Source organism: Pseudomonas sp. S2_E02, assembly GCF_054668355.1.
In genome coordinates this window covers 4,286,117-4,309,052 of the sequence record NZ_CP162761.1, presented here as the reverse complement: position 1 = coordinate 4,309,052, position 22,936 = coordinate 4,286,117, and the positions used below count along the sequence as shown (strand labels likewise).

General features: G+C 60.4%; 19 protein-coding genes. 12 read left to right on the top strand and 7 right to left on the bottom strand.

Going from position 1 to position 22,936, the window contains the following annotated elements:
* Positions 1 to 206: 206 nt before the first annotated feature.
* Both AB4O01_RS19440 and AB4O01_RS19435 read left to right on the top strand, forming a co-directional pair.
* Entirely contained in the window at positions 207 to 1,700 is a 1,494-nt protein-coding gene (locus AB4O01_RS19440; protein ID WP_016985821.1) for an aldehyde dehydrogenase, read from the top strand.
* A gap of 188 nt (positions 1,701 to 1,888) precedes the next feature.
* The gene (locus tag AB4O01_RS19435) at positions 1,889 to 3,031 is read left to right on the top strand and encodes an MFS transporter (RefSeq protein WP_093429669.1); all 1,143 of its coding nucleotides are present in this window, start codon (positions 1,889 to 1,891) and stop codon (positions 3,029 to 3,031) included.
* A gap of 86 nt (positions 3,032 to 3,117) precedes the next feature.
* On the opposite strand, the gene AB4O01_RS19430 is transcribed toward AB4O01_RS19435, so the two are convergent.
* Together AB4O01_RS19430 and AB4O01_RS19425 are read right to left on the bottom strand one after the other, a co-directional pair.
* On the bottom strand, positions 3,118 to 4,686 hold the full coding sequence (locus AB4O01_RS19430) for a phospholipase D family protein (protein ID WP_093429670.1): 1,569 nt from the start codon (positions 4,684 to 4,686) through the stop codon (positions 3,118 to 3,120).
* Positions 4,687 to 4,746: 60 nt separating this feature from the next.
* Positions 4,747 to 6,168 carry an aminotransferase-like domain-containing protein gene (locus AB4O01_RS19425; protein ID WP_186620155.1) on the bottom strand — a complete coding sequence of 474 codons (1,422 nt, stop codon included), beginning with the start codon at positions 6,166 to 6,168 and terminating at the stop codon, positions 4,747 to 4,749.
* Between the two features lie 178 nt (positions 6,169 to 6,346).
* On the opposite strand from AB4O01_RS19425, the gene AB4O01_RS19420 reads away from it, so the two are divergent.
* Positions 6,347 to 6,592 carry a DUF1127 domain-containing protein gene (locus tag AB4O01_RS19420; protein WP_095049332.1) on the top strand — a complete coding sequence of 82 codons (246 nt, stop codon included), beginning with the start codon at positions 6,347 to 6,349 and terminating at the stop codon, positions 6,590 to 6,592.
* A gap of 143 nt (positions 6,593 to 6,735) precedes the next feature.
* Here the strand turns inward: AB4O01_RS19420 and AB4O01_RS19415 are convergent, their stop codons facing one another.
* On the bottom strand, positions 6,736 to 8,046 hold the full coding sequence (locus AB4O01_RS19415; RefSeq protein ID WP_460089262.1) for an NAD(P)/FAD-dependent oxidoreductase: 1,311 nt from the start codon (positions 8,044 to 8,046) through the stop codon (positions 6,736 to 6,738).
* Positions 8,047 to 8,193: 147 nt separating this feature from the next.
* On the opposite strand from AB4O01_RS19415, the gene AB4O01_RS19410 reads away from it, so the two are divergent.
* Complete coding sequence (locus AB4O01_RS19410) at positions 8,194 to 8,547, top strand: YkgJ family cysteine cluster protein (RefSeq protein WP_064389779.1); 354 nt, start codon at positions 8,194 to 8,196, stop codon at positions 8,545 to 8,547.
* A gap of 110 nt (positions 8,548 to 8,657) precedes the next feature.
* Here AB4O01_RS19410 and AB4O01_RS19405 read toward each other — a convergent pair whose 3' ends face one another.
* A complete protein-coding gene (locus AB4O01_RS19405) occupies positions 8,658 to 9,146 on the bottom strand; it encodes an Lrp/AsnC ligand binding domain-containing protein (RefSeq protein WP_003177284.1) in 489 nt (162 codons plus the stop codon).
* Between the two features lie 156 nt (positions 9,147 to 9,302).
* Here AB4O01_RS19405 and dadA point away from each other — a divergent pair, with 156 nt between their 5' ends.
* The 6 genes from dadA (at position 9,303) to AB4O01_RS19375 (ending at position 15,635) form a co-directional block, all read left to right on the top strand.
* Positions 9,303 to 10,607, top strand: coding sequence for a D-amino acid dehydrogenase (gene dadA / locus AB4O01_RS19400; protein WP_460089260.1), 1,305 nt, complete (start codon positions 9,303 to 9,305; stop codon positions 10,605 to 10,607).
* A complete protein-coding gene (locus AB4O01_RS19395; protein ID WP_093429675.1) occupies positions 10,579 to 10,932 on the top strand; it encodes a RidA family protein in 354 nt (117 codons plus the stop codon). Before dadA ends, AB4O01_RS19395 begins: the two co-directional genes overlap by 29 nt.
* A 94-nt stretch (positions 10,933 to 11,026) precedes the next feature.
* A complete protein-coding gene (gene alr / locus AB4O01_RS19390) occupies positions 11,027 to 12,100 on the top strand; it encodes an alanine racemase (protein WP_186620152.1) in 1,074 nt (357 codons plus the stop codon).
* 88 nt (positions 12,101 to 12,188) lie between these two features.
* Entirely contained in the window at positions 12,189 to 12,737 is a 549-nt protein-coding gene (locus AB4O01_RS19385; RefSeq protein ID WP_007920393.1) for a cupin domain-containing protein, read from the top strand.
* A 181-nt stretch (positions 12,738 to 12,918) separates the two neighbouring features.
* The gene (locus tag AB4O01_RS19380; protein ID WP_175555627.1) at positions 12,919 to 13,335 is read left to right on the top strand and encodes a c-type cytochrome; all 417 of its coding nucleotides are present in this window, start codon (positions 12,919 to 12,921) and stop codon (positions 13,333 to 13,335) included.
* A gap of 377 nt (positions 13,336 to 13,712) precedes the next feature.
* Positions 13,713 to 15,635, top strand: coding sequence for an acetyl-CoA hydrolase/transferase C-terminal domain-containing protein (locus AB4O01_RS19375; RefSeq protein ID WP_460089258.1), 1,923 nt, complete (start codon positions 13,713 to 13,715; stop codon positions 15,633 to 15,635).
* A 137-nt stretch (positions 15,636 to 15,772) separates the two neighbouring features.
* Here the strand turns inward: AB4O01_RS19375 and AB4O01_RS19370 are convergent, their stop codons facing one another.
* Complete coding sequence (locus tag AB4O01_RS19370; protein WP_007920398.1) at positions 15,773 to 16,345, bottom strand: xanthine phosphoribosyltransferase; 573 nt, start codon at positions 16,343 to 16,345, stop codon at positions 15,773 to 15,775.
* 59 nt (positions 16,346 to 16,404) lie between these two features.
* Entirely contained in the window at positions 16,405 to 18,414 is a 2,010-nt protein-coding gene (rep, locus tag AB4O01_RS19365; protein WP_038359196.1) for a DNA helicase Rep, read from the bottom strand.
* 262 nt (positions 18,415 to 18,676) lie between these two features.
* Between rep and AB4O01_RS19360 the strand changes: the two genes are divergently transcribed.
* Positions 18,677 to 20,350: a putative bifunctional diguanylate cyclase/phosphodiesterase gene (locus AB4O01_RS19360; RefSeq protein ID WP_093429679.1), complete on the top strand. Its 1,674-nt coding sequence runs from the start codon at positions 18,677 to 18,679 to the stop codon at positions 20,348 to 20,350.
* Positions 20,351 to 20,458: 108 nt separating this feature from the next.
* On the opposite strand, the gene AB4O01_RS19355 is transcribed toward AB4O01_RS19360, so the two are convergent.
* Positions 20,459 to 21,853, bottom strand: coding sequence for a NorM family multidrug efflux MATE transporter (locus AB4O01_RS19355; protein WP_093429680.1), 1,395 nt, complete (start codon positions 21,851 to 21,853; stop codon positions 20,459 to 20,461).
* 158 nt (positions 21,854 to 22,011) lie between these two features.
* Here AB4O01_RS19355 and AB4O01_RS19350 point away from each other — a divergent pair, with 158 nt between their 5' ends.
* A complete protein-coding gene (locus AB4O01_RS19350) occupies positions 22,012 to 22,932 on the top strand; it encodes a LysR substrate-binding domain-containing protein (RefSeq protein ID WP_186620141.1) in 921 nt (306 codons plus the stop codon).
* Positions 22,933 to 22,936 lie beyond the last annotated feature (4 nt).

The following is a 22,936-nucleotide window of genomic DNA, read 5'->3' as shown; positions in this document are numbered from 1 at the left end:
GCTGGAAAGGGTCAAAGTCTATGTTGATTAAAATCAACACCGCAAGGCCGTATGACTGCCTTATGTCAAATATATTGAAACAACCCCGGTCGCTGGTTTAGGGTGGCGGGTGCCTTGGGCCGAAATGCAGGCTGGCCGGGCAGAATTTTTGAGGACGCTGGCGACGATCGTGCGGCGCTCGTATTCAACAAGAGGAGGACACTTAAATGACCACCCTGACTCGTGCCGACTGGGAACAACGCGCCCGCGACCTGAAAATCGAGGGCCGCGCCTACCTCAATGGCGAATACACCGACGCCGTCTCCGGCGAGACCTTCGAGTGCATCAGCCCGGTCGATGGCCGTCTGCTCGGCAAGATCGCCAGCTGTGACGCCGCCGACGCCCAGCGCGCCGTGGAAAACGCCCGCGCCACCTTCAACTCCGGCGTCTGGTCGCGTCTGGCACCGACCAAACGCAAAGCCACCATGATTCGTTTTGCCGGCCTGCTAAAGCAGCACGCTGAAGAACTTGCCCTGCTCGAAACCCTCGACATGGGCAAACCGATCAGTGATTCGCTGTACATCGACGTTCCAGGCGCGGCGCAGGCGCTGAGCTGGAGCGGTGAGGCGATCGACAAGATCTACGACGAAGTGGCGGCCACGCCGCACGACCAACTGGGCCTGGTGACCCGCGAGCCAGTGGGTGTCGTCGGTGCCATCGTGCCGTGGAACTTCCCGCTGATGATGGCCTGCTGGAAACTCGGCCCGGCGCTGTCGACCGGTAACTCGGTAATCCTCAAGCCTTCGGAAAAATCCCCACTGACCGCCATCCGTATCGCTGCGCTGGCTGTTGAGGCCGGTATTCCGAAAGGCGTGCTCAACGTGCTGCCGGGCTACGGTCACACCGTCGGCAAGGCGCTGGCCCTGCACAACGATGTCGATACGCTGGTGTTCACCGGTTCGACCAAAATCGCCAAGCAACTGATGATCTACTCCGGCGAATCGAACATGAAACGCGTCTGGCTGGAAGCCGGCGGCAAGAGCCCGAACATCGTCTTTGCCGATGCGCCGGATCTGCAAGCCGCTGCCGAATCCGCTGCCAGCGCCATCGCCTTCAACCAGGGCGAAGTCTGCACCGCCGGTTCGCGTCTGCTGGTCGAGCGTTCGATCAAGGACACATTCCTGCCGATGGTGATCGAGGCGCTGAAAACCTGGAAGCCGGGCAATCCGCTGGATCCGGCGACCAACGTCGGTGCGCTGGTCGACACTCAGCAGATGAACACCGTGCTGTCGTACATCGAATCCGGTCACACCGATGGCGCCAAACTGGTCGCCGGCGGCAAGCGCATTCTTCAGGAAACCGGCGGCACTTATGTTGAGCCAACGATCTTCGATGGCGTGAGCAACGCGATGAAGATCGCTCAGGAAGAGATCTTCGGCCCGGTGCTGTCGGTCATCGCTTTCGATACGGCTGAAGAAGCGATCCAGATCGCCAACGACACGCCGTATGGCCTGGCCGCTGCGGTATGGACCCAGGACATCTCCAAGGCGCATCTGACCGCCAAGGCACTGCGCGCAGGCAGTGTCTGGGTTAACCAGTACGATGGTGGTGATATGACCGCACCGTTCGGCGGCTTCAAGCAGTCGGGTAACGGTCGCGACAAATCGCTGCACGCGTTCGACAAGTACACCGAGCTGAAAGCGACGTGGATCAAGCTGTAAGCCGTTAGGAGGGTCTGTTCGCAAGAGCAGATCCTCCAGACGAGGCAGATCCCTGTGGGAGCGAGCCTGCTCGCGAAAGCGGTGTATCAGTCAGCAGATCTGCTGAATGTGAAACCGTATTCGCGAGCAAGCTCGCTCCCACATTGGTTTTGTGGTGCACATAAAAATAATCCACAGGAGCGTGGAACATGCGGTGGGCGACGTATTTCGCCGTGTTGGCGTCTGTCTTGAGTGTCGGCCTGGCCCTGGGGGTCAGCATGCCGTTGGTGTCGTTGCGCCTCGAAGGTTGGGGCTACGGCTCCTTTGCCATCGGCGTGATGGCGGCGATGCCGGCGATTGGCGTGTTGTTGGGCGCGAAGATTTCCAGCCATCTGGCGGCACGTTTCGGCACGGCGAACCTGATGCGCCTGTGCCTGTGGGCCGGTGCGCTGTCGATCGGTCTGTTGGCGTTGCTGCCGAGCTACCCGATCTGGCTGGTGCTACGGCTGATGATCGGGGTGATCCTGACCATCGTGTTCATCCTCGGCGAGAGCTGGATCAATCAACTGGTGGTCGAGAACTGGCGCGGGCGGCTGGTGGCGCTGTATGGCAGCAGTTATGCGTTGAGCCAACTGTCGGGTCCGTTGCTGTTGGGCGCGCTGGGCACCGAGCATGATTATGGTTTCTGGGTCGGTGTCGCTTTGCTGTTGCTGTCGCCATTGCTTTTGCTGGGCCGCAGCGGTGCGCCGAGCAGTGGAGCCAGCAGCGTAACGTTCAAGGAATTGTGGGGCTTCGCCCGTGAGTTGCCGGCGATTGCCTGGGCGGTGTCGTTGTTCGCCGCATTCGAGGCGATGATCCTGACGTTACTGCCGGTGTATTGCCTGCAACAGGGCTTCACTGCCGAGATCGCGCTGGCGATGGTCAGCACGGTGGTGGTGGGCGATGCGCTGCTGCAACTGCCGATTGGTGCGCTGGCCGATTATCTGTCGCGGCGCACCCTGTTCACTGGGTGCGCAGTGATCCTGATGCTGTCGAGCCTGGCGATTCCAATGTTGATCGACACGCTGTTGATCTGGCCGCTGTGGGTGCTGTTCGGTGCCAGCGCCGGCGGGCTGTTTACCCTGTCACTGATCCTGATTGGCGAGCGTTATCGTGACGATGCACTGGTGCGGGCCAATGCACATATTGCGCAGCTGTGGGGGGTTGGCTGTCTGATCGGGCCTCTGATGGCGGGGGCGGGCAGTCAGTGGATCAGCGGACATGCGTTGCCGCTGCTGATGGCGGTTGGGGCGTTTGGACTGGTGATTCTGCTGATGCGGCAAGGTGCATTCGGTACGGTGCAAACGGCTTAAGGTCAAAAGATCGCAGCCTGCGGCAGCTCTTGCAGGGGGAATGCATTTCAACTGTAGGAGCTGCCGCAGGCTGCGATCTTTGCTTTTTAAAGCATCCGCTCAAGGCCGACAGTGGTGCTGAACCATGCGTTGAAGCGCCGCCACCAGCTCCCCGGTTCCTTGGTCAGCGTGTGCAGCTGGCCGTTGTCTTCGGTCACCCAAATGATCTGGCCATCCTGCAATTTCGCTTGGTAACTCAGCGCCGGCGCCATCCCCTGCAAGGCCAGCTCACGCACATGCTCGGCCAACTCCGGACTGTCGACCAAGACCCCGACCTCGGTGTTCCACAACACCGAGCGCGGGTCGAAGTTGAACGAGCCGATAAACGACTTCTGCCGATCAAAGATCATCGCTTTGCTGTGCAAGCTTGAATCAGAGCCGCGAAACGATTTGCTGTAAAACACATGCGGGCCACTGCCGTAGTTATCCCCAGGCTGACGGCGCAGTTCATACAGTTTCACGCCATGCTCCAGCAACGCTTTGCGATACGGCGCATAGCCGCCGTGCACCGCTGGCACATCGGTGGCTTCCAGCGAGTTGGTCAGAAGGCTTACCGAGACGCCGGCATCGGCACGACCGGTCAGGTAGACCAGTCCCGGCTGGCCCGGAACGAAATAGGCCGAGATCATCACCAGTTCTTTGCTGACGTTTTTCAACTCCGGGCCCAACTGCGTGGTCAGCAGCAATTGCGGATCCGGTTCAGCCTTGGCCAGCACCTTGCTCGGCGCGTCCCACAGCGCCTGATTCCATGCCCAGATCAGCTCTTTGCGCCAGATATCCATGCGCGGCGCAGTCTTGAATGTCATCAACTGCTGGTACAGCGCGTGATTCTGTTTGCGGGTTTCCTCCAGCGATTCTTCCAGACGTGTGCGGGTGTTCTGCAGGTCCTTGGCGGTAGGTCGGCTGGAGAGAAATTCGTCGATCGGTTTGCTCAGGGCGCTGTTCCAGTACTGGTCGAAACTGTGCCCGAGCTGCTCGGCCACCGGCCCGACACTGAGCATGTCGATGTCGGTGAAATTCAGGTTTGGCTCGGCGTCGAAATATTCGTCACCGAGATTGCGCCCGCCGACGATGGCCACACTGTTGTCCGCCAGCCACAGCTTGTTGTGCATGCGCCGGTGTTGCAGCGACAGGTTGAACAAGCGGCCCGCCGCGCGGGTGACGCCGGTGCTGCGGCCCAGATGCAGCGGGTTGAACAGGCGGATCTGGATCTGCGGATGCGCCGCCAGCGTGGCGATGATCTGGTCCAGACCGTCGCTGGTGGTGTCGTCGAGCAGAATGCGCACGCGCACGCCGCGATCGGCAGCCTTGAGCAGTTCCTCCACCAGCATTCGCGTGCTGATGCCGTCATGGACGATGTAGTACTGCAGATCAAGGCTGGTCTGGGCGTTGCGGATCAGTTCGGCGCGGGCGGTGAACGCCTCGCTGCTGTTGGACAGCAGGCGAAAACCTGAGCGGCCCTGGTAGGGCGCCGCTTGCGCCTGAATCGAACGACCGAAGCTGGAATCAGCGGCCGGCAACGCCTGACTTGGCTCGCGCGGGACATCGAGACTGGCACAGCCGCTCAGGAACGAGGCGAGTAACAGCAAAGCGAGTAGGGGCTGTCTGAAGCTCACGTAGGATCATTCCGGTTGGCGGCAAGGTTCGGCATATGGACGCGGTTCTCTGGAAAAAGGTCAGTCGGCTTCCGCCAGCAATCTGACAGCGGTCTCGCCGACCTTGCGCACCGCCTCTTCGATCTGCGCTGTCGGTTTGGCAGCGTAGTTCATCCGCAGGCAATTGCGGTACTTGCCTGAGGCGGAAAAGATACTGCCGACGGCAATCTGTACACCTTGGTCGTGCAACTCACGATTCAGTTTCAAGGTGTCGAAACCTTCCGGCAACTCGACCCACAACATGAAGCTGCCTTGCGGCCGGCTGGCGCGGGTACCTGCCGGGAAATAGCGGGTCACCCAATCGATCATCAGGTCGCGGCTGCGTTGGTATTGCGTGCGCATGCGCCGCAAATGCGGTTCGAAATGGCCAGCCTTGAGAAATTCGGCAATAGCGATCTGCGGCTGCGGCGCGGTCGAGCCGGTGCTGATGTATTTCATGTGCAACACCCGTTCAAGGTATCGACCCGGCGCGACCCAGCCAATGCGCAGCCCCGGCGCCAGGGTCTTGGAAAACGAACTGCACAACAGCACACGGCCGTCTTCGTCGAAGGATTTGATCGTGCGAGGGCGCGGGTAGGTGTAGGACAGTTCGCCATACACATCGTCCTCGATGATCGCTACGTCGAAGCGCTGCGCGAGGTTGAGGAGGGCGCGTTTGCGCGACTCCGGCATGATGTAGCCGAGCGGGTTATTGCAGTTGGGCGTGAGCTGGATGACCTTGATCGGCCATTGTTCCAGTGCCAGTTCCAGCGCTTCGAGGCTGATCCCGGTGAGCGGGTCGGTGGGAATTTCCAGGGCTTTCATACCCAGGCCTTTGAGGGTCTGCATGGCGCCATGAAAGCTTGGCGAGTCCACCGCGACAATATCGCCCGGTTCGCAGATCGCGTGGATGCTGGTAGACAGCGCTTCGTGGCAACCGGTGGTGATCACCAGATCGCTGGCGCTCAACTGGCAGCCGGAGTCGAGCATCAGTCGAGCGATCTGTTCGCGCAGTTCGAGAGTGCCGTGGATGTTGTCGTAATACAGACCGGGCATGTCCTGACGGCGGCTGATCCGCGCCAGCCCACGCAGCAAAGGCTTCATCGTCGGCGAGCTGATGTCCGGCATGCCACGACCCAGTTGCACGACATCCTTGCGCGGCACCGCGCGAATCAACTCCAGCACTTGATCCCACTGCGAAATCTCCACCGGGCGCTGCGCCGGACGGCCGACGGCGGGCAGCTCCGGCAGTTCGCGGCCGACCGGCACAAAGTAGCCGGACTTGGGTTTCGGCGTGGCCAGGCCGCTGTCTTCGAGCACGCGATAGGCCTGTTGCACCGTGCTCAGACTGACCCCGTGTTCGACGCTCAAGGCGCGCACCGATGGCAGCCGGTCACCTGGGCGATAGAAGCCGTTTTCGATGCGCGTGCCGAGCAATTCGGCGAGGTTTACATAAAGGGTCATGGCGCAGCCTCGGTGCGGTGATTCGATAAATCAGTACAGATCTCGCAAAAATCGACAATTCAGTCGACAAAGCGGCAAATCTGTATGGAGTTAATACAGTGTCTTTGAATCTGTAATGGTTTTGCTCGCCCGCGCATCATGGAATCTCTGGCTACCCAAGTAAACAGGAGCATTGAAAATGAACGGCTTGAGCGATGTGCGGTTGACGTTACACGGTCAGGAACTGGCGGCAGGGCAGAAGGACAGTGCGCGCAATGAGATCATGCGCAATGCGCCGTCCGGCCTGAGTCGCTGGAGTCTGTTGTGGCATCGTCTGCACACGCGCAAGGCGTTGCTGGCACTGACGGCGGATCAGCTCAAGGACATCGGGCTGACGCGTGAGCAAGCGCAGGAGGAGGGGTTGAAGCCTTTCTGGCGGATCTGAGATCTGTATTGTTCTTTCGATCCATTCGCGAGCAAGCTCGCTCCCACATTGATCTTCAGTGGATACAAAATTCCCATCCACCGCATATCCCCTGTGGGAGCGAGCCTGCTCGCGAAAGCGGCCTCAAGATCACTGCAAAACCATCAGACCAACTCTTTCATCCGATGCCACAACATCCCCAACGCCAACAACGGCGAACGCAAATGCTTGCCGCCCGGGAAGGTGATGTGCGGCACCTTGGCAAACAGGTCAAAGCCACCGCTGTGCTGCCCGCTGATTGCTTCGGCGAGCAATTTGCCCGCCAGGTGCGTGGCATTCACGCCGTGCCCTGAGTACGCCTGGGCGTAATACACATTCGGCTGATCCGCGAGGCGGCCGATCTGCGGCAAGCGATTGGCGCCGATGCCGATCATGCCGCCCCACTGATAATCGATCTTCACACCCGCCAGTTGCGGGAATACCTCAAGCATCTTCGGCTGCATATACGCCGCGATGTCTTTCGGGTCGCGTCCCGAGTAATGGCAGGCACCGCCGAACAGCAGGCGGCGATCCGCCGAGAGCCGGTAGTAATCCAGCGCCACACGCTGGTCGCAGACCGCCATGTTCTGCGGCAGCAGGTTGTGCGCCTGCGCTTCGCTTAACGGCTCGGTGGCGATGATGTAGCTGCCGGCGGGCAGGACTTTGCCGCTGAGTTGCGGGTTCAGATCGTTGAGATAGGCATTGCAGCCCAGCACCAACGTCTTCGCGCGCACTGAGCCTTGCGCTGTATGCACCTTCACTTCAGGGCCGTAGTCGATACGGGTTACTGCCGAATGTTCGAACAGCTTCACGCCCAGTTGCTGCGCTGCTGCTGCTTCGCCCAAGGCCAGGTTCAGCGGATGCAGATGCCCGGAGCCCATGTCGATCAAGCCGCCGACATAGCGTTTGGAACCGACCACCGTGTGCATGTCGTGGGCTTGTAGCAAGCGGGTTTCGTAGCGATAGCCAAGGCCACGCAGTTCTTCGGCGTCTTCGGCAAAGCCTTCGAGGTCGGACGGTTTGTTGGCGAGGTCGCAATAGCCCCAGGTCAGGTCGCAGGCAATCTGAAAACGCTCGACGCGCTGGCGAACGATTGCCACTGCTTCCAGGCCCATCAGTTTCATCTCGCGCACGCCGTCGGCACCGATGACGTTGGTGAACTGATCGAGACCATGACCGACCCCGCGAATCAGCTGCCCGCCGTTGCGACCGCTGGCGCCCCAACCGATCTTGTGCGCTTCCAGCAACACCACGCTGAGGCCGCGTTCGGCCAGTTCCAGCGCCGTGTTCAATCCGGAAAAGCCGCCGCCGACCACACAGACGTCGGCCAGCACGTCACCTTGCAACACCGGGTGATCGGGCTGCGGCAGGCTGCTGGCGGCGTAGTAAGAGGCAACGTGGGGTTGGCTCGCGGAGGTAAAGGCGCGGGCAGTCATGGGCGTCATCCAACGGCTAAGTGTCGAGAAAATTTGACGGAGCATAAGCCGCACGCCCGAACGTGGGCAACATTGGTCGGCCTGCGGTGTCTGGATCGCGGCTTTTGCGGCACAATTGCCGCAAATTCCTCCTCGGTCAGCGCTGCAATGAGCTGCAACAGCCAGAAAATCCGCACCTTGCGCCAGCAGATACCCTCGTTCGAGTGCGTGCCCGGCTGTCACGATTGCTGCGGTCCGGTAACCACCTCGCCCGAAGAAATGGCGCGCCTGCCGCGCAAGACCCGCGCCGAGCAGGATGCGGCGATGGAAGAGCTGAACTGTGTGCACCTGGGGCCGAACGGCTGCACGGTGTATGAAGAACGGCCGTTGATTTGCCGTTTGTTCGGCACGACCAAGACCTTGCCTTGCCCGAATGAGCGGCGCCCGGTGGAGTTGATTCATCCGAGAGTGGAGAAGCAGATATTCGAGTACATGGCGGCGAATCGGCAGGTGTTGGTTTAACGCGTTCACTCGGAACCGAGTCGACGCCATCGCGAGCAGGCTCGCTCGCACATTTGGAATGCATTTCCCTGTGGGAGCGAGCCTGCTCGCGAATGGAGCGCCAGCGATCTTCAATCCGGAATAGGTAAGCTCAAGCTCTCCTTCACCTCTTCCATCACGATATAGCTCTTCGACTCACGCACATGCGGCAGCTTCAGCAGAATGTCGCCGAGCAGCTTGCGGTAAGACGCCATCTCGGAAATCCGCGCTTTCACTAGATAGTCGAAATCCCCCGACACCAGATGACACTCCAGCACGTGCGGCAACTTCAGCACCGCGCGTCGGAACTCCTCGAAAGTGTCGCCGGATTTGTAGTCGAGGCTGATCTCGACGAACACCAGCAAGCTACCCTTCAAATGCTGCGGATTCAGCCGGGCGTTGTAGCCCATGATGATCCCTTCACGCTCCAGACGCCGTACTCGTTCGGTGCAGGGCGTGGTGGAGAGGCCGACCTTTTCCCCAAGTTCGGTAAAGGAAATCCGCCCGTCCGCCTGCAGGATCCGCAAGATGTTGCGGTCGATCTTGTCCAGCTCACGTTTGGTCTGAGTGTTGGTACGCATAGGGGATGCGCCTCCGTGAAAAGGGTTTTTGCCGAGAATTGTCGCCAAATATAGGCGCTTATATAGTGAAAAGCACTGGCATTTCTTTTTTACACTGCGCCCATCATTGCTCTAACAACAGACGTACGCGGCCCTGCCGCGATGAGGGATACAAAAATGCGCGTAATGGTCTTGGGTAGCGGCGTCATCGGTACCGCCAGTGCTTACTATCTGGCCCGTGCCGGGTTTGAAGTGGTGGTGGTCGACCGGCAGCCAGCCGCGGCCATGGAGACCAGTTTCGCCAACGCCGGCCAGGTCTCGCCGGGCTACGCCTCGCCGTGGGCCGCGCCGGGCGTGCCGCTGAAGGCGATCAAGTGGCTGCTGCAACGCCACGCCCCTCTCGCGATCAAGGCCACCGCCGACATCGACCAGTACCTGTGGATGGCGCAGATGCTGCGCAACTGCACCGCCAGCCGTTACGCGGTGAACAAGGAGCGCATGGTGCGTCTGTCCGAGTACAGCCGCGACTGCCTCGATGAACTGCGTGCGGAAACCGGCATCGCCTACGAAGGCCGCAGCCTCGGCACGACTCAATTGTTCCGCACTCAGGCACAGCTTGATGGCGCCGCCAAAGACATCGCTGTGCTGAAAGAATCCGGCGTGCCGTTTGAAGTCCTCGACCGCGCCGGCATTGCCCGCGTCGAACCGGCCCTGGCGGGCGTCACCGACATTCTCGCCGGTGCCCTGCGCTTGCCGAACGACCAGACTGGCGACTGCCAGATGTTCACCACACGTCTCGCCGAAATGGCGGTGAAGCTGGGTGTCGAATTCCGTTTCGGTCAGGACATCCAGAAACTCGACTACGCCGGTGATCGCATCAACGGTGTGTGGATCGACGGCAAGCTGGAAACCGCTGACCGCTACGTACTGGCGCTCGGCAGCTACTCGCCGCAACTGCTCAAACCGCTGGGCATCAAGGCGCCGGTGTATCCGCTCAAGGGTTACTCGTTGACCGTGCCGATCACCAACCCGGCAATGGCCCCGACGTCGACTATTCTCGACGAGACCTACAAGGTCGCGATCACCCGTTTCGACAACCGCATCCGTGTTGGTGGCATGGCCGAGATCGCCGGTTTTGACCTGTCGCTGAACCCGCGTCGCCGTGAAACCCTGGAGATGATCGTCAACGACCTTTATCCTCAGGGCGGTAATCTGTCCGAGGCGAGCTTCTGGACCGGCCTGCGTCCGACCACCCCGGACGGCACGCCGATCGTTGGCGCCACGCCGTTCAAGAACCTGTTCCTCAACACCGGTCACGGCACGCTCGGTTGGACCATGGCGTGCGGTTCCGGTCGTTTGCTGGCCGACCTGATGGCGAAGAAAAAGCCACAGATCAGCGCCGAAGGCCTCGATATTTCCCGTTACGGCAACAAGACCCAGGAGTCCGCAAAACATGTCAATCCAGCGCCAGCTCACCAATGAGCGCATGAGTCAGATCGTCAGCCACAATGGCACCGTGTATCTGGCCGGGCAGGTCGGCGACGACTTCGACGCCGGGATTGAACAGCAGACTCGCGAGGTACTGGCCAATATCGAGCGCTTGCTCGATCTGGCCGGCACCGACAAACAGCATCTGCTGTCGGCGACGATCTACCTGAACGACATCGAAGCCCACTTTGCCGGGATGAACTCGGTGTGGGACCAGTGGCTGCCCAAAGGCGCCGCCCCGGCCCGTGCCACCGTCGAAGCAAAAATGGCCAAACCGAGCATTCTGGTGGAAATTTCCATCGTCGCCGCGCTGCCGTAACCGTTGTAAAGATCCCTCTCCCGGCGCTGTTGGCGGTTCACGTCGTCAGTCGGCGCCGGTTTTTCTTCCCATGACCGCCTAGAAGTCTGCCGCCATGCGTCCTGCCCGTGCCCTGATTGACCTAGAAGCCCTGCGCCACAACTACCGAATTGCCCGCGAAGTCACTGGCGCCAAGGCGCTTGCGGTGATCAAGGCGGACGCCTACGGCCATGGCGCGGTGCGTTGCGCCCAGGTACTGGAAACCGAGGCCGACGGTTTTGCCGTCGCCTGCATCGAAGAAGCGCTGGAGTTGCGCGCGGCCGGCATCAAGGCCCCGGTGTTGTTGCTCGAAGGCATCTTCGAAGCCGATGAGCTGGCGCTGATTGTCGAGCATGATTTCTGGACCGTGGTGCATTCGCTGTGGCAGCTCGAAGCGATCGAGCAGGCGACACTGAGCAAGCCGATCACCGTGTGGCTGAAGCTCGATTCGGGCATGCATCGCGTTGGTCTGCATCCGAAGGACTATCCGGCGGCCTATCAGCGTCTGCTGGCCAGCGGCAAAGTGGCGAAGATCGTGTTGATGAGCCACTTCGCCCGCGCCGATGAGCTGCACGCGCAGAGCAGCACCGAGCAAGTCGCGGTGTTTGAAGCGGCGCGTCAGGGCCTGGCGGCGGAAGTCAGCCTGCGTAACTCGCCGGCCGTGCTCGGTTGGCCGCAGATTCACAGCGACTGGGTACGTCCGGGCATCATGCTCTACGGCGCGACCCCGTTCGAGGAGGCCAACGCCGTGGCTGATCGCCTGCAACCGGTGATGACCCTGGAGTCGAAAGTCATCTGCGTCCGTGAACTGCCCGCCGGTGAGCCGATCGGCTACGGTGCCAAATTCATCACCGACAAGCCGATGCGCGTCGGCGTGGTGGCGATGGGTTATGCCGATGGCTACCCGCGTCAGGCGCCGACCGGCACGCCGGTACTGGTGGCGGGTAAACGCAGTCGGATTCTCGGTCGCGTGTCGATGGACATGCTCTGCATCGACCTCACCGATGTGCCTGAAGCTGGCCTCGGTTCGAGCGTTGAGCTGTGGGGTAAAAACATCCTCGCCAGCGAAGTGGCGCAGTGGGCGGACACCATTCCGTACCAGATCTTCTGCAACCTGCGTCGGGTGCCAAGGCTCTATTCCGAGGGTTGACGCCGCTGCGGGGGCCAAGTGTTGTAAATACTGAACGCTGTCGCCATGATAACGCTCAATATTCTTACAACATCAGGAGGCTCCCGCCTTGGACGTCGGTGAACGACTGCAATCGATCCGCAAGCTCAAAGGGCTTTCCCAGCGTGAACTCGCCAAACGCGCGGGCGTCACCAACAGCACCATTTCGATGATCGAAAAGAACAGCGTCAGCCCTTCGATCAGTTCGCTGAGGAAGGTACTGGGCGGGATTCCCATGTCGATGGTCGAGTTCTTTTCCGAAGAAATCCTGCAGGAAGTCCCGACCCAGATCGTCTACAAGGCCAACGAGCTGATCGACATTTCCGACGGCGCCGTGACCATGAAACTGGTCGGCCGTGCGCACCCCAGCCGCGCCATCGCCTTCCTCAATGAAATCTACCCGCCGGGCGCCGACACCGGCGAAGAAATGCTCACCCATGAAGGCGAAGAAACCGGGATTCTGGTGGAAGGTCGTCTGGAGCTGGTGGTGGGTCTGGAAACTTTTATTCTCGAAGCCGGCGACAGCTACTACTTTGAAAGTACCAAGCCGCACCGTTTTCGTAATCCGTTCGACGCGCCTGCGCGACTAATCAGCGCAGCCACGCCGGCGAATTTTTAACAAAGAGGTGTCAAGCCATGATGGCAAAGGCATCCGGAGAGTTTTTCTACCGTGCGGTATAACCCCTTCGACTATGGGGTTGTTTCAGTGTGGCGGGCTACCCGCTATACTTCCGCCCGCCTGCGAACCGTGGCCGCAGGCGTGAATAGCCACCATTGAGGGTGAACGCGTGAACCTAATTATGAAAATGCTGGCTGCACCAGCAACCGTACTGGCCCTCTGGGCTGTCAGCGCTCAAGCTGCGACGAATGACGACATTGCCAAACGCCTCGAGCCTGTTGGCCAGGTGTGTGTGCAAGGCAAGGAATGCAAGGGGATGGAAGTTGCCGCTTCCGCAGGCGGCGGTGGCGGGGCGAAAACCCCGGATGAAGTGATTGCCAAGCACTGCAACGCTTGCCACGGTACCGGGTTGTTGGGCGCGCCGAAGATCGGTGACACCGCAGCGTGGAAAGAGCGTGCTGATCATCAGGGCGGTCTTGATGGCATCCTCGCCAAAGCCATCACCGGTATCAATTCGATGCCGCCGAAAGGCACCTGTGCCGATTGCTCGGATGATGAGTTGAAGGGCGCGATCCAGAAGATGTCTGGCCTGAAATAAGCCGCGTCTCTGGCGAAAAAAACCGTCTTCGGACGGTTTTTTTGTGCCTGCGATTCAGTAGCCTCATCGGAACGCCGCCCGCCCAGCCCTCTCCCTGAGGGAGAGGGGGCCGACCGAGGTGTCTTTCGCTATCCATCGACCTGAGAGACCTTAGCGATTATGGATTCAGCACATCACTTTCACGTCGGCATACCTCCCCAATATCCCCCAATCTGTCCCCTCTACCTCTGGGAGAGGGCTAGGGTGAGGGCAAGCGATCTCCAGCCATAAAAAACTCCTGTGGCCGACAATCGTCCAGGACTTTTGGGCTGTCCTTTGCAGCAAACTCAAGGCAAGCTCGGTCTACCCCTATTCACGGAACGGGCAGGAGGCTTCAGATGGTGCAGTTGTGTTCGATCGAACAGGCAGTGGACGACGTGCTGGCGCGGTTGCCGGCGCATATCCACATGGGCATGCCGCTGGGGTTGGGCAAGCCCAATCACTTCGTCAACGCGCTGTACCGGCGGATCAAAGGCCTGCCCGAGCGGCAACTGACGATCTACACCGCGCTGTGCCTCGGCCGGCCGAACCTGGGCGATGGTTTGCAGAAGCGCTTTATCGAACCCTTCGTCGAACGCGTCTTCGGTGACTACCCGGAGTTCGATTTCCTTGGCGACCTGCACCGCGACAGCCTGCCCGCCAACATCCGCATCGAGCAGTTTTTCATGCAGCCCGGCAGCCTGCTCAACAGCGCGCCGGCCCAGCAGAATTACGTCAGCAGCAACTACAGCCACGCCGCGCGCGACATCAACGCCGCCGGGCTGAATCTGGTAGCGCAATTGCTCGCCAGTAGCAGCGAACACCCGGATCGTCTGAGCCTGAGCTGCAACCCGGACATCACCCTCGACCTGTTGCCGATGATCGCCAAGCGCCGCCACGCCGGGGAGACCATTTTGCTGGTCGGTCAGGTGCACACCGATCTGCCGTACATGCCCGGTGATGCCGAAGTCGATATCGACACCTTCGACCTGCTGATCGACGCGAAGGACAGCAGCACGCTGTTTTCCACGCCGAACATGCCGGTGGGCTTTCAGGATCATTTCATTGGCTTGCACGCCAGCACGCTGGTGCGCGACGGCGGTACATTGCAGATCGGCATCGGCTCGATGGGCGATGCGCTGACCGCCGCACTGCTCGCACGTCAGGCGGATAACGCCGGATACACGGCGTTACTCAATGACATCAACCTCAGCCAGTGGGCGCAATTGATCGACCGCGAAGGCGGCACCGGCCCGTTCGCCAAGGGCCTTTACGGCTGCAGTGAAATGTTCGTCAACGGTCTGCTAGTGCTGGCGGATGCCGGGATCATCCGGCGCAAGGTCTACCCGGATGTGCCAACGCAGGAACAGGCCAACGCCGGCACACTCGACGAGGCCGCGCAGACTGACGGGATTTCGGTGCATGGCGGTTTCTTCCTCGGACCGCGCAGCTTCTACGAGCGCCTGCGCGAGTTGCCGCAAAACAAACGCCTCGAATTCAACATGACCCGCATCAGCTACATCAACGAGCTGTACGGGCAGGAAGAACTCAAGCGCCTGCAGCGACTTGATGCGCGCTTCATCAACACCGTGTTCACCATGACGTTGTTGGGCGCGGGCGTCGCGGATCAACTGGAAGACGGGCGCGTGCTCAGCGGTGTCGGCGGGCAGTACAACTTCGTCGCGCAGGGCCACGCACTGCACGATGCCCGATCGATTCTGATCCTGCGTAGCTGGCGTGAATCGGGTGGTGATGTCAGTTCCAACATCGTCTGGGAATACGGCCACTGCACGATCCCACGGCATTTGCGCGATATCGTCGTGACCGAGTACGGCATCGCTGATCTGCGCGGCAAGTCCGATGCGGTGGTGATCGAGTCATTGCTGAATATCAGCGATTCCCGCTTCCAGCAGGGCCTGATTGAGCAAGCGCAAAAAGTCGGCAAATTGCCAAAGGATTTTCGCCTTGATCCGCGCTTTGCCGACAACACACCGCAGCGTCTGCAAGCGATCGCCGCCCGGCATCCGAACCTGTTTCCGGAGTATCCGCTGGGTTGTGATTTCACTGCGATCGAACGGGATTTATTGCGGGCGCTGAACTGGCTGAAGAGCAAATTCAAACTCACCGAAATCCTCGAACTCGGCAAGGCGGCCCTCGATGCGCCGGAGGCTTCGCTGTATCCCGAGCATCTTCAACGCATGCAGCTGACAAACCCGGAAGGCCTGAAAGAAGACCTCTTCCAACGCCTGCTGCTCACCGGCCTCAAAGCCACCGCGCAGTAACAAGCGACAAAAAACCTGTGGGAGCGAGCTTGCTCGCGAAAAGCGGTTAGTCAGTCACTGAAGAGGGGACTGATCTGACGCCTTCGCGAGCAAGCTCGCTCCGCCAGGTATTGCGGTGAGCTTGCGGCTTTCAGCGGTTATTCGATGAAGGTGACCACGCCATCTTTCAGCGATTTCACCCGAGCCAGCGATTCAACGCGGTAGCCTTGCGAGTCCAGCTCGGCGCGGCCGCCCTGGAACGACTTCTCGATCACGATGCCCAGACCGGCAACGGTCGCGCCGGCTTGCTTGATGATCGAGATCAGCGCTTGAGACGCCTTACCGTTGGCCAGGAAGTCGTCGATGATCAGCACGCGGTCGCTGCTGGTCAGGTGGCGCGGGGAGATGGCCACGGTGCTTTCGGTCTTCTTGGTGAACGAGTAAACGGTCGCCGACAGCAGGTTTTCCGTCAGGGTCAGGGACTGTTGCTTGCGGGCGAAGATCACCGGCACGCCGAGGTTCAGACCGGTCATGATCGCAGGGGCTATCCCTGAGGCCTCGATGGTGACGATCTTGGTGATGCCCGAGTCCTTGAACAGCGAGGCGAATTCGTCGCCGATCAGCTTCATCAGGGCCGGGTCGATCTGGTGGTTCAGGAAGGCGTCGACCTTCAGGACCTGGTCGGAAAGCACAATGCCTTGTTCGCGGATTTTCTGGTGCAATGCTTCCATGAAGCTGTCCTCTTTTGGCGCTTTGTGCGCCGAAGGTCTAGTAAAAAAAGTGGTCAATTCTAGCGCTTTAACATCGCGCGTATATCGGCCAATGCGTTGTTGCCGCGCACGGCTTTGACTTCGGTCGGTGTGTCGTCGTTGCCTTCCCACGCCAGATCGTCCGGCGGCAGCTCATCGAGGAAGCGGCTGGGCGCGCAGTCGATGATCTCGCCGTACTGCTTGCGCTTGGCGGCGAAGGTGAAGGCCAGGGTCTGACGCGCGCGGGTGATGCCCACGTAGGCCAGGCGGCGTTCCTCTTCGATGGTGTCGGCTTCGATGCTGGAGCGGTGCGGGAGGATTTCCTCTTCCATGCCCATGATGAACACGTAAGGGAATTCCAGACCCTTGGACGCATGCAGCGTCATCATCTGCACGCCTTCGGCGCCATCCTCCTCTTCCTGCTGACGTTCGAGCATGTCGCGCAGGACCAGTTTGCCGATGGCATCCTCGACGGTCATTTCGCCTTCTTCGTCCTTTTCAAGGGTGTTTTTCAACGCCTCGATCAGGAACCAGACGTTGCTCATCCGGTAATCGGCCGCCTTGTCGCTGGAGCTGTTGGTGCGCAGCCAGTTCTCATAGTCGATGTCCATGACCATGCTGCGCAGCGCCGAGATCGGATCCTCGCCGGCGCATTGCTCACGGACCTTGTCCATGAAGCGCTTGAAGCGCGACAGGCGATCGGTGAAGCGGCTGTCCAGATGCTCGCCCAGACCGATTTCGTCGGTGGCGGCGTACATCGAGATTTTGCGTTCGGTGGCGTAGTTGCCGAGTTTTTCCAGGGTGGTCGAGCCGATTTCGCGGCGCGGTACGTTGATCACCCGCAGGAAGGCGTTGTCGTCATCCGGGTTGACGATCAGGCGGAAGTAGGCCATCAGGTCCTTCACTTCCTGGCGGCCGAAGAAGCTGTTGCCGCCGCTCAGGCGATACGGCACCTGGTGGTGCTGCAGCTTCAGTTCGATCAGCTTGGCCTGGTAGTTGCCGCGATAAAGGATGGCGAAATCGCTGTACGGACGGTCGGTGCGCAAGTGCAGGCTGAGAATTTCCATGGCCACGCGCTCGGCTTCGGCGTCCTCGTTGCGGCAGCGGATCACGCGGATCTCGTCGCCGTGGCCCATCTCGCTCCACAGCTGCTTTTCGAATTCGTGCGGGTTGTTCGAGATGAGCACGTTGGCGCAGCGCAGGATGCGGCTGGTGGAGCGGTAGTTCTGCTCGAGCATCACCACTTTCAAGGACGGATAGTCGTCCTTGAGCAGCATCAGGTTTTCCGGCCGCGCACCGCGCCAGGCGTAGATCGACTGGTCGTCGTCGCCGACCACGGTGAACTGGTTGCGCTTGCCGATGAGCATTTTTACCAGCAGGTATTGGCTGGCGTTGGTGTCCTGGTATTCGTCGACCAACAGGTAACGGACCTTGTTCTGCCACTTTTCGAGGATGTCGGCATGTTCTTCGAAGAGTTTTACCGGCAGCAGGATCAGGTCGTCGAAGTCCACCGCGTTGAACGCTTTCAGCGTGCGCTGGTAGTGGGTGTAGACGATGGCGGCGGTCTGTTCCTTGGGATTGCGCGCGTTCTCCAGCGCCTGAGGCGGCAGGATCAGGTCGTTTTTCCAGGCGCCGATCATGTTCTTGATCTCGTCGACGCCGTCGTCCCCCGCGTATTCCTTCTGCATGATGTCGGTCATCAGCGCTTTTACATCGGTCTCGTCAAAGATCGAGAAACCGGGTTTGTAGCCCAGCCGCACGTGTTCCTTGCGGATGATGTTCAGACCGAGGTTGTGGAACGTGCAGACGGTCAGGCCGCGACCTTCGCCGGCCCGCAGCAGAGTGCCGACCCGCTCTTTCATCTCGCGCGCGGCCTTGTTGGTAAAGGTCATGGCGACGATGTACTGGGCACGGATGCCGCAGTTCTGGATCAGGTGCGCGATTTTGCGCGTGATCACGCTGGTTTTGCCGGAGCCAGCACCGGCGAGCACCAATAGAGGGCCGCCGACGTAGTTCACGGCTTCTTGCTGCCGGGGATTGAGTCGGGACATACGAAAATTCGGGAGTCGTTGACGAAATGGGCCGGCATTTTAACAGGCTCAGCGATTTGTGCTGCTCTCTCCGACTTGTGACGTACCACGCGATTCAAATTTGCCGGTTTTGTTACTTTCGCGGAGGATGCGCGGTGATTTTGCGGCTAATGTTCTCATTCGTGACACAAAATAACGTTTTGATAACCGTTGTCATTTGGTCATTGAACGGCGCAACGGCATAATGCCCCGCCCACATCATTGCAGAGTCTAGGGAGCTAGCTTGTCTACGCCTGTCGAACCCTTGCGTTTGCTGCTACTGGCCGAAGAGCCAGCGTGGACAGCGTTATTGCGTGAGTGTCTGGCTCCGATGGGGAGCGCGGCGGTGCTGATCAGCGCGCCGAGCTGGGATTCGGTCAGCAGTTTGTTCGAAGACAACCGCCATGCGGTGTTGTTGACCCTTCCGGCATTGCAACCGGCACCGGGCCGTTGCAGCCTGCCGACGGTCTTGCTGCTGGAACATGAACCGGACACCGCGCCGGTTGGCGTCAGTGACTGGCTGGTGTTCGACGCCCTCGACGCCGGCATGCTGCGCCGCTGCCTGCGCCATGTGCGCGAACGCGGCGTTCTCGAAAACACCCTGCAACGCCTCGCCGAGCAGGATCCGCTGACCGGCATCGCCAACCGTCAGGGTTTCCAGACCTTGCTTGCTGCGCGCCTCGCGGAAAACGACGGTCGCGGCCTGGCCCTCGGGCATCTCGATCTCGACAACTTCCGCCACGCCAACGATGCGCTTGGCCATCAGGCGGGCGATCGCTTGATCCTGCAAGTGGTCGCACGGCTGAAAAGTCAGCTCGAAGCCGGTGATCAATTGGCGCGTCTGGGCAGCGATGAGTTTGCCCTGCTGATCGACACCCGCCGTGCACCGCAGCGCGCCGAGTGGATGGCCGAACGCATCACCGAAGCGCTCGCCGAACCGTATTGGGTCGATGGCGAAAGCCTGCTGATCGGCTCCAGTCTCGGCATCGCCCACGCCCGTGCGCAGGGCGGCGCTGATCCGCTGATGTGGCACGCCCACATCGCCATGCAGCAGGCCAAGAGCACCCAGGGCTGCACCTTCCATATCTTCAACGAACGGATCAACCGCAATGCGCGGAGCATGGCCGACCTCGAAAGCGAGCTACGCCGAGCGTTGCGTCGCGATGAGCTGGAATTGCATTACCAGCCACGCCTGAATCTTGAGGATGGCCAGATTGTCGGCCTCGAAGCGTTGGTGCGCTGGCGTCATGGCGAGCGCGGTTTGCTGCCGCCGAGTGAATTTGTCCCTTTGGCCGAGCAGAGCGGTTTGATTGTGCCGCTGGGTTACTGGGTGATTTCCCGGGCCTTGCGTGACATGCAGGCGTTGCGCGAGCGCGGACTGCCGGCGCTGCACATGGCGATCAACCTGTCGTTCCGCCAGTTTCAAGACAGTCAGTTGTTGCCGACGCTGAGCCGGTTGATTGCCGAGCGTGGCGTTGAGGCCCAGTGGCTGGAATTCGAACTGACTGAAACCGCCGTGATGCGCCGTAGCGATCTGGTCAAGCAGACCATGGACGCTCTCGGCCGTCTCGGTGTGCGCTTCTCGCTGGATGACTTTGGCACCGGGTTCTCGTCGTTCGTGCACCTCAACAGCCTGCCGATCACCTTGTTGAAGATCGACAAAAGCTTTGTCGGCGGCATGGAGCAGCGCGAAGAGAACCGCAAACTGGTGCACGCGATGATCAATCTCGCGCACAACCTGCATCTGGAAGTGGTGGCGGAGGGGGTGGAAACCCCTGAACAGCTAGAACTGTTGCGCGGGTTTGGTTGCGATCAGGTGCAGGGTTATCTGATCAGCCGGCCGTTGCCGTTGGCGGAGTTGGTTGAATATCTAACCTTCGGCTCAAGCCAACAGTCAGCCCTCGAAATCGTGAGCTGAACGCATAACCCTGTGGGAGCGAGCTTGCTCGCGAAGGCTGCGACACATTCAATACACATGTGTCAGGTACACCGCTTTCGCGAGCAAGCTCGCTCCCACAGGGGAACTTCATTCAGGTTGAGGGATGTTGAAGCCCCGAGATTGCGGCTCCAGCCGAATCATCCGCTTCATCTTCCATTCAAACGCCAGCGTCAAACTCACCGCCGCACACGCCAGGCCCAGCGCCAATCCCCACCAGACACCCGTCGGCCCCCAGTTCAAATGGAACGCCATCCACCATGCCGCCGGTGCGCCAATCAGCCAATAGCAAGCGAGCCCGACCAGAAACGTGGTCTTTGCATCCTTGAGGCCACGAATGCAGCCCATGGCAATCGTCTGCGTGCCGTCGAACAGCTCGAACCACGCCGCCACTGCCAGCAGGCTCACCGCCAGGCGAATCACCTCGGCAAACGCCGGATCATTGTGATCGAGGAACAACCCGACCAACTGGTTCGGCAACAGCCAGAACACCATGGCGAAACCCAGCATCACCACGGCGCCGAAGACGATCCCGACCCGTCCGGACATCCGCGCATCACTCAGTTGCCCGGCGCCGTAATGCTGGCCGACGCGCATGGTGATCGCGTACGACATCCCCGCCGGCACCATGAATGCCACCGAGACAATTTGCAGGGCAATCTGGTGCGCGCCCAATTGCGTGCTGCCCATGGTGCCCATGCACAGCGCCGCGAAGGCGAACAAACCGACTTCCACCGCGTAGGTGCCGCCGATTGGCAGGCCGAGGCGCCACAGCTCTTTCAGGTACTGTCGGTTGGGTCGCGACAAGCCTTCGCGCAATGGATAAGCGTCATAGGCCGGATGCCGGCGAATATGCCAGGCCAGCGCCAACGCCATGCAATTGGCGACAATCGCTGTGACCAGGCCGATGCCCGTCAGGCCCATTTTCGGCAGACCGAACATGCCGGTGATCAGCGCGTAATTGAGCAGGAAATTCGCCACCGTGCCGGCCAGGCTGATGACCATCACCGGTGTCGCCCGGCCGATTGCACTGGTGAAACCGCGCAGGGCCATGAAACTGAGGTAGCCGGGCAGGGCGAAGGGCAGGGCAATCAGGAATTGCCCGGCCGCGTTGACGTTGGTTTCGGTCTGGCCGAACAGCAGCAACACCGGTTTCAGGTTCCACAGCAGCAACCCGGCGCCCAGCGCCATCAGCCACGCCAGCCACAACCCGGCCTGGGTCAGACGCGCAGCGCCAATGATGTCGCCGGCGCCCTTGCGAATCGCCACCAATGTGCCGACCGCTGCAATCACGCCGATGCAGAAAATCGACACGAACGAGTAAGTCGCCGCACCGAGACCGCCGCCCGCGAGCGCTTCAGGACTCAGGCGCGCCATCATCAACGTGTCAGTCAGCACCATCAACATGTGCGCCAACTGTGAAGCAATCAACGGCCCTGCCAGCCGCAGAATGGCCCAGAGTTCGGTACGCACAGGATGCTGCATGGTCATCACCACTCAATTTCAGAGGGAACAGGAGACCGTCGATTCTCGGCGCTTGGCGGGCTTTGCACAAAGGGATAAAAAGGATGGGTGGCATGATTAAAACTCATCCTAGGTAAACGGTTTAAGATTGGCTTTATCCCGCTATCGGAGCTTTCTGCATGTCTCGTCGTCTTCCTCCCTTGTATGCCCTGCGCGCATTTGAAGCGGCGGCGCGACATAGTTCGTTCACCCGGGCTGCCGAGGAATTGTCGATCACCCAGAGTGCGGTAAGTCGGCATATTCGGACCCTCGAAGATCACTTCGCCTGTCGGCTGTTTCATCGCAGCGGGCGCAATCTGCAACTGACCGAAGCGGCGCGGTTGCTGCTGCCCGGGATCCGCGAAGGCTTCAGTGCGCTGGAGCGGGCCTGCAATACCTTGCGTGCCGAGGACGACATTTTGCGCATGAAAGCGCCCTCGACCCTGACCATGCGCTGGTTGCTCGCGCGCCTGAGTCGCTTCCGCCATTTGCAGCCTGGCAACGAAGTGCAACTGACCAGTGCGTGGATGGACGTCGATTCGGTGGATTTCAACGATGAGCCTTTCGACTGCGCTGTTTTGTTGAGTGACGGGCATTTTCCGCCGGATTGGGAGGCGAGTTTATTGTTTCCCGAAGAGCTGATTCCGGTGGGGGCGCCGAACCTGCTGAATGATCAGCCGTGGGATCTGGCTCGACTGGCTTGCACCGAATTACTTCACCCGACACCGGACCGTCGCGATTGGCGCAGTTGGCTGGAACACATGGGGCTGTCCGATCAGGTGTCACTCAAGGGTGGGCAAGTGTTCGATACCCTCGAATTGGGCATGATCGCGGCGGCGCGCGGGTACGGTGTGTCGATGGGCGACCTGTTAATGGTCGCCGAAGATGTGGCGCAGGGAAGGCTGAGCCTGCCGTGGCCAACCGCGGTCGCCAGCGGCTTGAATTACTACCTTGTGTGGCCAAAGACCCGCCCGGGAGGTGAACGTTTGCGCCGTCTCAGCGACTTTCTGCAAAGCGAAGTCCGCGCCATGGAGTTGCCGGCGGTCGTGCGCTTGAGCTGAAACG

Coding starts and splice junctions, on each gene's coding strand:
- AB4O01_RS19440 (WP_016985821.1), top strand. CDS start 207: ATGACCACCCTGACTCGTGCCGACTGGGAACAACGCGCCCGCGACCTG.
- AB4O01_RS19435 (WP_093429669.1), top strand. CDS start 1,889: ATGCGGTGGGCGACGTATTTCGCCGTGTTGGCGTCTGTCTTGAGTGTC.
- AB4O01_RS19425 (WP_186620155.1), bottom strand. CDS start 6,168: ATGACCCTTTATGTAAACCTCGCCGAATTGCTCGGCACGCGCATCGAA.
- AB4O01_RS19420 (WP_095049332.1), top strand. CDS start 6,347: ATGAACGGCTTGAGCGATGTGCGGTTGACGTTACACGGTCAGGAACTG.
- AB4O01_RS19415 (WP_460089262.1), bottom strand. CDS start 8,046: ATGACTGCCCGCGCCTTTACCTCCGCGAGCCAACCCCACGTTGCCTCT.
- AB4O01_RS19410 (WP_064389779.1), top strand. CDS start 8,194: ATGAGCTGCAACAGCCAGAAAATCCGCACCTTGCGCCAGCAGATACCC.
- AB4O01_RS19405 (WP_003177284.1), bottom strand. CDS start 9,146: ATGCGTACCAACACTCAGACCAAACGTGAGCTGGACAAGATCGACCGC.
- dadA (WP_460089260.1), top strand. CDS start 9,303: ATGCGCGTAATGGTCTTGGGTAGCGGCGTCATCGGTACCGCCAGTGCT.
- AB4O01_RS19395 (WP_093429675.1), top strand. CDS start 10,579: ATGTCAATCCAGCGCCAGCTCACCAATGAGCGCATGAGTCAGATCGTC.
- alr (WP_186620152.1), top strand. CDS start 11,027: ATGCGTCCTGCCCGTGCCCTGATTGACCTAGAAGCCCTGCGCCACAAC.
- AB4O01_RS19380 (WP_175555627.1), top strand. CDS start 12,919: ATGAAAATGCTGGCTGCACCAGCAACCGTACTGGCCCTCTGGGCTGTC.
- AB4O01_RS19375 (WP_460089258.1), top strand. CDS start 13,713: ATGGTGCAGTTGTGTTCGATCGAACAGGCAGTGGACGACGTGCTGGCG.
- AB4O01_RS19370 (WP_007920398.1), bottom strand. CDS start 16,345: ATGGAAGCATTGCACCAGAAAATCCGCGAACAAGGCATTGTGCTTTCC.
- rep (WP_038359196.1), bottom strand. CDS start 18,414: ATGTCCCGACTCAATCCCCGGCAGCAAGAAGCCGTGAACTACGTCGGC.
- AB4O01_RS19355 (WP_093429680.1), bottom strand. CDS start 21,853: ATGCAGCATCCTGTGCGTACCGAACTCTGGGCCATTCTGCGGCTGGCA.
- AB4O01_RS19350 (WP_186620141.1), top strand. CDS start 22,012: ATGTCTCGTCGTCTTCCTCCCTTGTATGCCCTGCGCGCATTTGAAGCG.